General features: G+C 72.3%; 9 protein-coding genes. 6 read left to right on the top strand and 3 right to left on the bottom strand.

The features are described 5' to 3' along the window. Positions 1-149 precede the first annotated feature (149 nt). From ACZ3TS_RS02975 to ACZ3TS_RS02960, 4 genes are all read left to right on the top strand, one after another. A complete protein-coding gene (locus ACZ3TS_RS02975) occupies positions 150-692 on the top strand; it encodes a beta-class carbonic anhydrase (RefSeq protein WP_467613229.1) in 543 nt (180 codons plus the stop codon). A 271-nt stretch (positions 693-963) separates the two neighbouring features. Next, complete coding sequence (locus ACZ3TS_RS02970; protein WP_467613227.1) at positions 964-1,992, top strand: AAA family ATPase; 1,029 nt, start codon at positions 964-966, stop codon at positions 1,990-1,992. Then, complete coding sequence (locus tag ACZ3TS_RS02965) at positions 1,992-3,350, top strand: DUF58 domain-containing protein (protein ID WP_467613225.1); 1,359 nt, start codon at positions 1,992-1,994, stop codon at positions 3,348-3,350. Before ACZ3TS_RS02970 ends, ACZ3TS_RS02965 begins: the two co-directional genes overlap by 1 nt. Next, complete coding sequence (locus ACZ3TS_RS02960) at positions 3,347-5,842, top strand: transglutaminase TgpA family protein (RefSeq protein ID WP_467613223.1); 2,496 nt, start codon at positions 3,347-3,349, stop codon at positions 5,840-5,842. Before ACZ3TS_RS02965 ends, ACZ3TS_RS02960 begins: the two co-directional genes overlap by 4 nt. 668 nt (positions 5,843-6,510) lie before the next feature. Here the strand turns inward: ACZ3TS_RS02960 and ACZ3TS_RS02955 are convergent. The 3 genes from ACZ3TS_RS02955 to ACZ3TS_RS02945 all read right to left on the bottom strand — a co-directional run bounded on the left by ACZ3TS_RS02955 (position 6,511) and on the right by ACZ3TS_RS02945 (position 8,790). After that, positions 6,511-6,894: a DUF3040 domain-containing protein gene (locus ACZ3TS_RS02955; protein WP_467613221.1), complete on the bottom strand. Its 384-nt coding sequence runs from the start codon at positions 6,892-6,894 to the stop codon at positions 6,511-6,513. A 276-nt stretch (positions 6,895-7,170) separates the two neighbouring features. Beyond that, entirely contained in the window at positions 7,171-7,941 is a 771-nt protein-coding gene (locus ACZ3TS_RS02950) for a methyltransferase (RefSeq protein WP_467613219.1), read from the bottom strand. Between the two features lie 312 nt (positions 7,942-8,253). After that, positions 8,254-8,790 carry an SAV_6107 family HEPN domain-containing protein gene (locus tag ACZ3TS_RS02945; protein WP_467613217.1) on the bottom strand — a complete coding sequence of 179 codons (537 nt, stop codon included), beginning with the start codon at positions 8,788-8,790 and terminating at the stop codon, positions 8,254-8,256. 191 nt (positions 8,791-8,981) lie between these two features. Here ACZ3TS_RS02945 and ACZ3TS_RS02940 point away from each other — a divergent pair, with 191 nt between their 5' ends. Beyond that, positions 8,982-9,938, top strand: a complete 957-nt coding sequence (locus ACZ3TS_RS02940) for an ATP-binding cassette domain-containing protein (RefSeq protein ID WP_467613215.1) — start codon at positions 8,982-8,984, stop codon at positions 9,936-9,938. Then, positions 9,910-11,994, top strand: a complete 2,085-nt coding sequence (locus ACZ3TS_RS02935; protein WP_467613213.1) for a YhgE/Pip family protein — start codon at positions 9,910-9,912, stop codon at positions 11,992-11,994. The genes ACZ3TS_RS02940 and ACZ3TS_RS02935 overlap by 29 nt, the downstream gene beginning before the upstream one ends. The last annotated feature ends 19 nt before the right edge of the window (positions 11,995-12,013 follow it).

Genomic DNA, 12,013 nt, shown 5'->3' with positions numbered 1-12,013 from the left:
GTCCGCCGCGGCGGCGCGGTCCGAGGGGATTCACTCGTCCGGCGGAGGTTTCACGGGATGTGTGGGTTACGTCACAACAAGCAGCTGTGACGTTCTTTGTCCGCTCTCACAGCAGGCCGGGATCATCTGTGACCAGTAACGTCGTGGGTATGACGACTTCCGCATCCGTTCCCGCCGGTCCCGAAGACGCCATAGCCGGCACCGTCACCGATCGCCTGGTCGAGGCCAATGAGCGGTACGCCGCCGCGTTCAGCGACCCCGGGATGGACGCCCGTCCCGTCCTGCGCGTGGCGGTCGTGGCGTGCATGGACGCCCGGCTGGACCTGCATGCCGCACTCGGCCTCGAACTGGGCGACTGCCACACCATCCGCAACGCGGGCGGCGTCGTCACCGACGACGTCATCCGCTCCCTCACCATCAGCCAGCGGGCGCTGGGCACCCGCAGCATCGTCCTCATCCACCACACCGGCTGCGGTCTCGAGTCCCTGACCGAGGAGTTCCGGCACGAACTGGAGATGGAGGTCGGCCAGCGGCCCGCCTGGGCGGTCGAGGCCTTCCGCGACGTCGACCAGGACGTACGGCAGTCGATGCAGCGGGTGCGCACCTCCCCGTTCCTGGTGCACACCGACGACGTACGCGGTTTCGTCTTCGACGTGAGGACGGGCCTGCTGCGGGAGATCGACCCCGCATAGCGGGGCGGTCCGGCACCCGTCCCGTCACCGCGCTCCTCCACTCGCGAACGTCCACTCGGACGAAAATCCCGGCTCCGGTGTGCCAAAAAGGCCATAAGGCCGACATGTCGCGGCCAGTTATCCACAGGCGAGTGACACGAACCGGTAACGGCAACAAGAATGCGGGTGTGGCGTCACGCGGAACTTTTCCCGCGTGGTGTCCGTGTTTCGGGGTGGGCCGGTCCGCATCGCAGAGCGTCGGCCCGAGCAATAACGGGCCGAGGAGGGCCGGGTGACGACCTATGACGATCGAGCGAGCCTTACTGATCTGACCGCCACTGTGGAGCGTGTCCGCAGCTCGGTGGAAGGAGTGATCGAGGGCAAGCCCGAGGTCGTACGGCTTTCGCTGACCGTGCTGCTCGCCGAGGGGCATCTTCTGATCGAGGATGTTCCCGGCGTCGGCAAGACGATGCTCGCCAAGGCACTGGCGCGCTCCATCGACTGCTCGGTGCGGCGCATCCAGTTCACGCCCGACCTGCTGCCCTCGGACATCACGGGCGTCTCCATCTGGGACCAGCAGCGCCGGGACTTCGAGTTCAAGCCCGGCGCGATCTTCGCCCAGATCGTGATCGGCGACGAGATCAACCGTGCCTCGCCCAAGACCCAGTCCGCGCTCCTCGAGTCGATGGAGGAGCGCCAGGTGACCATCGACGGCACGACGTACGAACTGCCGAGCCCCTTCATGGTGGTCGCCACCCAGAACCCGGTGGAGATGGAGGGCACCTACCCGCTGCCCGAGGCCCAGCGAGACCGCTTCATGGCCCGCGTCTCCATCGGCTACCCGAGCGCGGACGCCGAGCTGCAGATGCTCGACATCCACGGAGGCGTGAACCCGCTGGACGACCTCCAGCCGGTGGCGCACGCGCACGAGATCGTGAAGCTGGTGGAGGCCGTCCGGGGCGTCCACGTCGCGGAGGCGGTCCGGCGCTATGCGGTGGAGCTGGTCGCCGCCACGCGTACGCACCCCGACCTCAGACTCGGCGCCTCGCCCCGCGCCACCCTGCACCTGCTGCGCGCGGCGAAGGCGTCCGCCGCTCTCAGCGGCCGGGAGTACGCGCTGCCCGACGACGTGCAGGCCCTCGCCGTGGCGGTCCTGGCCCACCGTCTGCTGCCCACCGCGCAGGCCCAGCTCAACCGCCGCACGGCGGAGCAGGTCGTCGAGGAGATCCTGCAGCGCACTCCGGTGCCCGCGGCGCCCCACCAGCAGACCGGCCTGACCATGGGCCGCGACTACGGCCAGCAGCCGCCCCGGAGACTGTGATGGCGCTCGGGGGGACGGCGCGCACCGCCGAGGAGGACAAGGGCGGGCTGCGCAGCGCGCTCGCCGGGCTGACCACGCGCGGGCGCTCCTTCCTGGCCGCCGGTGTCGCGGCCGCCGTCTGCGCGTACGTCCTCGGCCAGAGCGACCTCCTCCGGGTCGGGCTCCTGCTGGCCGTGCTGCCCCTGGTGTGCGCGACCGTGCTCTACCGCACGCGCTACCGGGTCGCGGGCAGCCGTCGGCTCTCCCCCTCGCGCGTGCCCGCGGGCTCCGAGTCCCGGGTCCATCTGCGGATGGACAACGTCTCGCGGCTGCCCACGGGGCTGCTGATGCTCCAGGACCGGGTGCCGTACGTGCTCGGGCCACGCCCCCGCTTCGTCCTGGACCGGGTGGAGGCGGGCGGCCGGCGCGAGGTGTCGTACCGCGTGCGCTCGGACCTGCGCGGCCGCTATCCGCTCGGCCCGCTCCAGTTGCGCCTGACCGATCCGTTCGGGATGTGCGAACTGACCCGTTCCTTCTCGGCCTACGACACCCTGACGGTCATCCCGCGCGTGGAGCCGCTGCCACCGGTGCGCATCACGGGCGAGGCCAAGGGGTACGGCGACGGGCGGCAGCGCTCGCTGGCGCTGGCGGGCGAGGACGACGTGATCCCGCGGGGTTACCGGCACGGCGACGACCTGCGCCGGGTGCACTGGCGCTCCACCGCGCGCTACGGCGAACTGATGGTGCGCCGGGAGGAACAGCCGCAGCGGGCCCGGTGCACGGTGCTGCTCGACACCCGGGCCGTCGCCTTCCAGGGGTCCGGCCCGGACTCGGCCTTCGAGTGGGCGGTGGCGGGAGCGGCGTCCACGCTGGTGCACATGCTCGAACGGGGCTTCTCCGTACGGCTGTTGACCGACACGGGCAGTTCGGTGCCCGGTGAGGGCTCGGACGGCTTCGCGGGCACGAGCCAGGAGTCCGCGGACGCGGCCGGTCTGATGATGGACACGCTCGCCGTGATCGACCACTCGGACGGCGCGGGCCTGTCGCGCGCCTACGAGGTGCTGCGCGGCGGCAACGAGGGGCTGCTGGTGGCCTTCTTCGGGGATCTCGACGAGGAACAGGCCGCGATGGTCGCCAAGATGAGCAGGCGCAGCGGAGGCGCGCTCGCCTTCCTGCTGGACAGGGACGCCTGGGGGCGCGAACCGTCCGACGTGCCGGGCCCGTTGGACCGGAGCGAGGAGCGGCTGCGTATGCTGCGCAAGGCCGGCTGGACGGCGCTCATGGTGCCGCGGGGCGTCTCGCTGGCGGAGCTGTGGCAGGAGGCCGACCGGCAGCGCACGGGTGTGGGCGCCATGGGCGGTATGGAGGGACGGTCATGAGCGGTCGGGCCCGGCTGGCGCTGGGTGCCGCGGCGGCGACGCTGATGGCGTCGTGTGCCTTGCTGCCCCTGGTCTCCCCGGCGACCTGGATCTTCCAAGCGGCGTTCCTGGTGGCGGTCGTGACCGGTGTGGGCGCGCTGACCCGGCGGGTGCCGCTGGCGCGTCCGCTGACCATCGCCTCTCAGGCGGTGGTCGCTCTGATGGCGCTCACACTGACCTTCGCCCGTGACCAGTCCATCGCCGGGTTCATCCCCGGCCCGGACGCCTTCCAGCACTTCGGGGTGCTGCTGCAGTCGGGCGCGGACGACGTCGGGCGATACGCGATTCCGGCGCCGCTGAGCCCCGGGATCCGGCTGATGATGGTCGGCGGGGTCGTGCTGATCGGGCTGCTGGTGGACGCACTGGCCGTGACGTTCCGTGCGGCGGCCCCGGCCGGACTGCCGCTGCTCGCGCTGTACTCGGTGGCCGCGGGCCTCTCGAGCGGCAGCGCCGACTGGCTGTGGTTCCTCGTCGCCGCGGGCGGCTATCTGATGCTGCTGCTGGCCGAGGGCCGCGACCGGCTCTCCCAGTGGGGCCGGGTCTTCAGCGGTGCCCCCCGCGCTCCGGGCGCCGACTCCGGCGGTGCCGTCGCCCCGGCCCGCACCGGGCGGCGCATCGGCGCGGTCGCGCTGGCCATCGCCCTGGTGCCCCTGCCCTCGCTCTCCGGCGGACTGCTGGACGGCACCGGGACCGGCGTCGGCGCGGGCATCGGCAACGGCAACACCATCTCCGCGGTCAATCCGCTGGTGTCGCTGCGCGACAGCCTGAACGTGGACCAGGACCGCCAGGTCATGGCGTACCGCACCAACACGGAGGACACCCAGGACCTGTATCTGCGGATCGTCGCCCTGGACGACTTCGACGGTACGACCTGGAAACCCGCCCAGCGCCACATCACGGGTGTGCCGGACACGCTGCCCACGCCGACCGGCCTCGCGGGCAGCGTCCGGCGGACCGAGATCGAGACGCGGGTCTCCGCGGCGGACTGGTACGCCCAGGACTGGCTGCCGATGCCGTACCCGGCGACGAGCGTGAAGATCAAGGGCAGCTGGCGGTACGAGCCGGTGGGCCGGACGCTCGTCGGCGACCACGGTCAGAACACACGGGGCCTGCAGTACGACGTCAAGAGCCTGATCCTGCAGCCGACCGCGGAGCAGCTGGCCACGGCGCCCGAGCCGTCGCCGGCGCTCAAACGCGAGTTCACGAAGGTACCGGGTTCCCTGCCCGCGGTGGTGGCCCAGACGGCCCGCCAGGTGACAGCAGGGACGTCGAACCACTACGAGGAAGCGGTCAAGCTCCAGGACTACTTCGCGGTCGATGGCGGCTTCACCTACAACACCCAGGTGCAGGTCGGCACCGGGTCGGGCGCGATCGCCCGCTTCCTGAAGGACAAGCAGGGCTTCTGCGTGCACTTCTCCTTCGCGATGGCCGCGATGGCGCGGACCCTGGGGATACCGGCACGGGTCGCGGTGGGCTTCACCCCGGGCTCTCCGCAGGCGGACGGTTCGATGTCGGTGGGACTGCGCGACGCGCACGCGTGGCCGGAACTGTACTTCGAGGGCGTGGGCTGGACCCGCTTCGAGCCGACCCCGAACCGCGGGTCGGCGCCGTCGTACACGCAGTCCGACGCGCCGAGCGGGGAGAACCCGGTCGTGCCCCGACCGTCGCTGTCGTCGTCCACAGCGCCCTTCACCGCGCCGTCGTCGAGCGAGAGCTGCTCGGCGCTGGATCGCAAGCTGGCGGCATGCCCGAGCCAGTCCGCCGGCGCCGCGGTGGCCTCGGGGGACGACGGGCCGCCGTGGTACCAGCTCCTGGTCTTGACCCTGCTGGGGCTGGCCCTGATCGCCGTGCCGCTGACGCCGATGCTGTACCGGCTGTGGAGCCGGTCGGTGCGGCTGTCCTCCGCCCAGCACGCGTCGTCCGCCCTGGTGCCGCCCCGCGCGGGCCGCAGGGATCGCAGGGCCGACGAGCAGTACACGGATGAGCTCGGGATGACCGTTCTGCCGGGCCGGACGCCTCCGAGCCGGGTGAGCGAGCTGGCCTTGGACCACACCTTGGCGGTGTGGCGTGAGCTCACGGACACGGCGTGGGACTACGGCATACCGCCGGACGAGGCGCTGACCCCGCGGAAGGCCGCCGAGCGGATCGTGCGGGTCGGCCGGCTGGACGCGTCGGCGGCCGAGGCCGCGCACCGGGTGGCGGATGCCGTGGAGCAGGTGCTCTTCGCGCCGCAGCCGCGCTCCCAGGCCGGTCTGGTCGACGATGTGCGCAAGCTGCGGGTGGCGCTGCGGTCCACGGCCGACCGACGGACCCGGGTGCGAGCGGTTGTGGCACCACGCTCGGCCGTGCGCGCGGTGTGGGCCGCCGCCGACCGCTGGGTGGATCTCAGGGCCCGCTGGTCGGCCCGCTGGGCGACCCTGCTGCGGCGCCCCTCCGGCCAGCAGGGCGGCTGACGCAGGGCCCTGTCCGTCCCGGGAGCGGGGCGGACAGGGCCGCGTCCACCGCGCCCCACCGCCAACAACTCGCCGGACCGCACGCCGATCCGATGGGCAGGCAGGACAGGCCCGCGGATCAGCCCGGCATCACGCCACACAAACAGCCGGCTCGGGGACCGCAACCGGCTCGGCGGGGGCTGACTCGCCCCTGCCGGGCGCAGGCCCCCCGGCGGACGCAAACCCGTCCGCCAGGCGTGCCGCCCGCCCACCGACTCACCCGGGACCAGGGCCGCCGCGGGCCGTCCCACTCGGCGGCAGAACGCCCGCCCGCATGGGACCAGGACCTCCGCCCTGAGGCACACGCTTTCCCCGGCGGGCCGGACACCCACCACCTCGCGCAGGACCACAGCCCCCGGAGGCCGTCCCGCGCAGCAGGCTGCACACCCGCCCGTCAACCCGGAACACGACCCCGCAAGCCGTGCCGCTCGGCCGACCCGCACACCCACCGACCGCCCAGGCTTCACAGCCCCCGCAAACACGCCCTCTCAGGCGACCACACACCCGCCGACCCGCCCGGAACAACGCCCCACAACCGTCCGGACACGGCACAGCAGGACGGTACAAAAGGGCGACCACCTCGCTGGTGGTCGCCCCTGCACGTATGTCTTCGGCTGTCGGCCGGAGGGTTAGTGGCCCTGCTCATCCCGGCGTCGCTGCCAGCGCTGTTCGACACGGTCCATGAAGGAGCGTCGCTGCCGGGCCTGCCTGCGCGCGCCCGGCGCTGCCTGCTCACCCGGCTTGGGAACCTTGCGCCAACCGGTCACGACGAGCACCGCACAGCCCAGCATGACGAGGAATCCCACCACGCTGATCCAGATCTGCTTCGCGACCATTCCGGCCATGAGGAGCGCGATACCCACCAGGAAGCCCGCGGCCGCCTGGTACACCCGTCGCCGGGTGTACGTACGCAGCCCGCTTCCCTCAAGCGCTGTCGCGAACTTGGGATCTTCGGCGTACAGCGCTCGCTCCATCTGCTCGAGCATTCGCTGCTCGTGCTCCGAGAGCGGCACGGAGTCCTCCTCATCGTGCAGTCGCCGGGGCGACCGGGGGTCCCCTTCAGGATAGGCAGGGAATCGCCCCCTTGAAACCCGCCCCTCTACGCCAATTGGCCAACCGGAACCCGCCATGGCCGACCCGACTCACTGAGGCTTCCATTCCCCAGTGGCCGACCCGTCATGCCGGGCGGTCTCCCTCGATCATACGGCGCGGACCGCTCGATCGGGGGTCCTGTGGCGTACTCCATCTGCCGTCAAGCCGCTGATCAGCGGGGCGTCACAGCAGGCGCCTCAGGCCTCGGCCGCCCCCTGGGTCTCACCGAGGACGTGGAGTTGCGTGGCGACGGAGTGGAAGGCGGACACCTCCGCGGCCGCGGCCTCCAGCTTGAGCAGTGCCTCCAGTGCCCCGGGCTCGGTGTCCACCAGTACCCCGGGCACGAGATCCGCGAAGACCCGGACCCCGTGGACGGCGGCGACGCGCAGGCCCGCGTCCTCGACGAGCGCCGTGAGTTGCTCGGCGGTGAAACGGTGCGGCACGGGGTCGCTCTCGCCCCAGCGGCCGTTCGGGTCCTTCAGCGCCTGCTTGGCCTCCTTGAAGTGCCCCGCGAGGGCCCGGGCGAGCACGGCGCCGCCGAGCCCGGCGGCGAGCAGGCTGAGGACGCCGTCGGTGCGCAGGGCGGCGACCACGTTGCGGACACCTTCGGCGGGATCCTCCACGTACTCCAGGACGCCGTGGCACAGGACCACGTCGTAGCCGCCGCGCTCGACCACGTCGAAGAGGCCGTGTGCGTCGCCCTGGACGCCCTGGACCCGGTCGGCGACACCGGCCTCGGCGGCCCGGCGTTCCAATGCGAACAGCGCGTTAGGGCTGGGGTCGACGACGGTGACCCGGTGGCCGAGGCGGGCGGCGGGCACCGCGAAGTTGCCGCTGCCGCCTCCGGTGTCGAGGACGTCCAGCACGTCCCGCCCCGTGGCCTTGACGCGGCGGTCGAGGGCGTCCTTGAGGACCTCCCAGACCACGGCGGTACGGAGAGAAGCGCGGGGGCGCATCGGGTCCGACACGGCAGTTGACTCCTCGGCGCGGCACCGCCTGGTGTACGGCGGAGCGATCGGGCGGCCTTTTCGACCCCCGGTACCAGGGCGAAAGGCTTCAGGCGCCTCCACCCTATTGCCTCCGCCCCCGTGACAGGCGCCCTGTCCACCCCCCGAACAACGCGCCGCCCGCCCCGCCCGGCGCCGCTCGGCGCCGCCCGGAGACGTTCGGCGGAAAGGGGCCACGCGAGGCGTCACACCCCTCGTCACGTCGCGTTCTGTGGTCACATACGCCGCACGCCCATCTCGCGCCCCGGTCCTCAGCCCCACGGCCTCCCGAGCTCACCCCGCGTCCGGCATCTCCCGGTCCTCCCGGCGTGGCTGAGGCAGGACCGGCTGGAGCACCAGCATGCGCTCGACCAGCCGCAAGAACATCGCCACGTCGCGCATCAGGTCGTCCGCGTCGCGGGTGCTGGCCGCGCCCTGTATGCCCGCCTCGGCGCGGGCACGGCGGGAGGCGCCGGAGGCGAACAGCGCGCTCCACTCCGTGAGTTCGGGCGCGATCTCGGGGAGCACTTCCCAGGCACTCCTGATCTTGGCGCGGCGTCGCACCGTGGGCTCCGGGCGCCCGCGGGCGGCGAGCACGGCGGCCGCCGTGCGCAGGGCCGCCAGATGGGCCGTCGCGTACCGCTCGTTGGGCGTGGGGAGGGCGGCTGCCTCGTCGAGTCCGGCGCGGGCCTGGGCGAGCAGGTCGAGCGCGGCGGGCGGGGCCGTGGCCCGGCGCAGCACGGGGTGCACGTCGCTCGCCGGGCCGGTCAGTGAGGGGGCAGGGCCGGTGCCGCGGCGCCGGCGTGCGGCGGCTGCGTGGTGGCTGGCCATGACGAACCTCCTGTCGTCTGCGTGACGGCACTGTGGCCGTATGTGCCCATCGTGAGGTATGGCACTGACAATCCGTTCTGACCTGGGCTTTTGCTTCGATCAGGAGTTCGGAGTAGTTTTTGCACTGACCAGTCAGTTCAAACAGCGGGCCGCCGGGACCGGGGCGGCCCGCTCAGCGAAAAGAGGGGGACATGGCCGTACGGGAGCAGGACGGAGCTGCCGGGGTCACCGTCGGTGCCGTGGACTTCGGGCTGAAGGGACCGCGCGGCTGGGCGTTCCGGGGCGTCGGCTTCGACGCGGAGCCCGGCTCGCTCATCGCGGTCGCGGGGCCTTCCGGCTCCGGCCGGACCTGTCTGCTGCTCGCGCTCACCGGGCGGATGAAGCCGAGCGAGGGGTGGGCCACGGTCGGCGGTCACCGGCTGCCCAAGGACATGTCCGCGGCGCGCCGCATCAGCGCGCTCGCGCATGTGCCCGGCGTCACCGATCTCGACCCGACGCTCACCGTCGGCGAGCACCTGCGCGAACGGGCCCTGCTGGAAAGCCGGTTCGGGGACTCCCTGCGCGCGCTGCTGCGCCCCCGGGTGCGGGCGGGGCGGCGCATCGACGTCGCCCTGGCCGCCGCCGGACTCGACCTGACGAGGCTGCCCAAGGGCTCCCGGACCGCCGTGCGCGATCTGGAACGCGTGGAGGCCCTGCGGCTCTCCGTGGCACTGGCCCTGATCGGCCGTCCGCGCCTGCTGGCCGTCGACGACGCCGACCTCAAACTGTCGACCTCCGAACGGACAGCGGCCTGGGGCCTCTTGAGGTCGCTCACCGAGGCCGGGATCACGGTTCTCGCGGTCTGCGCCGAGGCCCCCAAGGGGGCCGTCGTGGTGTCGACGGCGCGCGAAGACGGTGGGCGGCCCGAGCACGGCGGGCAGGACGACGACGGCGAGCAGGGCGACGACGGCTGGCAGGACGACGACGTACGGGCCCGGCGGGACGAAGCCCTGCCGGACCCCCAGGGCGGCCGACAGGACCCCCGCGAGGAGACCACCCCCGACGAGCGGTACCCCCGTCGGGAAGCCACCCCCGGCCGACCGTCCGAGGACGGCGGAGACGACGACAAGGAGAAGGCGGATGCGCTCGCCGAAACTGGCCGCGCTTGAGCTCAGGCGGTTCGCCCGGGGCAGGCTGCCGCGCGCCGCGCTGGTCGCGCTCCTGCTGCTGCCGCTGCTGTACGGCGCCCTGTACCTGTGGTCGTTCTGGGACCCGTACGGCCGGCTCGACCGCATCCCCGTGGCGCTCGTCAACAGTGACCGGGGCGCGACCGTGGACGGCCAGAAGGTCGCCTTGGGCGACGACCTCGTCACGGGGCTGCGGAAGAACGACACCTTCGAGTGGCACGAGGTGAGTGCCGCCGAAGCCCGGAAGGGCGTCGAGGACGGCACGTACTACCTGTCGCTGACCATGCCGTCCGACTTCAGCGAGCGGATCGCCTCCAGTTCCGGCGACTCCCCCGAGACGGGCGCTCTCCAGGTACGTACGAACGACGGGAACAACTACATCGTCGGGCAGATCTCCAAGACGGTGTTCAACGAGGTGCGGGCCGCGGCCTCCACGAAGGCGTCACGGTCCTTCCTCGACAGGATCTTCATCTCGTTCTCGGACATCCACGGGGCGACCGTCAGGGCCGCCGCGGGTGCCGACCGGCTCACCAGCGGGATCGGCAAGGCGGAGAAGGGCTCCAAGGACCTCGCCGACGGGCTGGAGGAGGCCAGGAAGGGCAGCGGAAAGCTGTCGAGTGGCCTGACGAAGCTCGACAAGGGCGCGGGGGATCTCCAGGAAGGCGCACAGCAGGTCGCGGACGGCACCCGTGCGCTGGCCGACCGGGTGGACGGCGCGGTCGCCCAAGTGGGGCCCTTCCTGAAGAAGAACGGCAGGCAGATCGCCGACACCGCGACCCTGGTGGCCGACTCGGCGGGCGTGATCAGCGACCACCTCGACGCGTTCGTCACCACGGCACCACGCGCGGAGAGCGGCACCCGCGAGGCGTCCGAAACGCTGGACGCGGTCTACGCGAAGCGCTGCGTCGAGCAGCCGGTGCCCGACCTCGCGTGCGAGGACCTCAAGAAGGCGAGGGACGCGACGGCGCAGGCGGCGCGGCTCGCCAAGGACGTCAACACCGTGGTGCGGGACTACCACGGCGACCTGACCGCCATGAGGCAGGACCTCAAGACACTGCAGCGGCAGGCCAGGGCGCTCGCCGAGGCGGCGCCGCACCTCTCCGACGACCTCGACGACGCGGTCGCCAAGGTGGACGCGCTCGACAAGGGCGCCGCCAGGGTCGCCAAGGGGGCCGAGAAGCTGCACACCGGCCTCGGCACCTCCGCCACGGGGGCGGCCGACCTGAACACGGGCATGGGCGAACTGACGACGGGTGCGATCGACCTCAACGGGGGCATCTACAAGCTCGGCGACGGCTCCGGGAAGCTCGCCGGCAAACTGCACGGCGGCGCCGGGAAGATCCCCGACTACGACGAGCAGGACCGCGACGTGCGCACCCGGGTCATGTCCGACCCGGTGCAGCTCGCCTCCCGGGACCTGCACAAGGCGCCCAACTACGGCACCGGCTTCGCCCCCTACTTCATCCCGCTGTCCCTCTGGGTGGGCGCGATGGTGGCGTACATGCTGATCCCGCCACTGAACCGGCGCGCGCTCGCCGCAGGCGCCTCGGCCTGGCGGATCGCGCTGGCGGGCTGGCTGCCGGTGGCCGCCGTGGGCGTGCTGCAGACGGCCGCCCTCATGGCGGTGCTGCACTGGGCCATCGGCCTGCAGATGGCACGCGCGGCCGGGACGGTCGGCTTCCTGTTCCTGGTGGCGGCGTGCTTCGCGGCGCTCGTCCAGTGGCTGAACGCGCGCTTCGGAGCAGCGGGCCGCATTCTGGTGCTCGCTCTGCTGATGTTCCAGCTGACGTCCGCGGGCGGCACCTACCCCGTACAGACCAGTCCGGGCTTCTTCAACGCGATCCACCCCTTCCTGCCGATGAGTTACGTCGTCGAGGCCCTCAGGAGGCTCATCACGGGCGGCGGTCTCGGGCCGGTGTGGCAGGCGTGCGCCGTGCTCGTGGCGTTCACCGCGGGGGCTCTCGCCCTCACCGCCCTGTCGGCCCGCCGCAGGCAGGTGTGGACCCTCGACCGGCTGCACCCGGAGCTGAACCTGTGACCGGCGCAGTCGGCCCTGT

It is taken from the genome of Streptomyces sp. NPDC022910 (assembly GCF_055561075.1).
The sequence above is the reverse complement of the archived record's forward strand: the minus strand, read 5'-3'. Positions and strand labels throughout refer to the sequence as shown.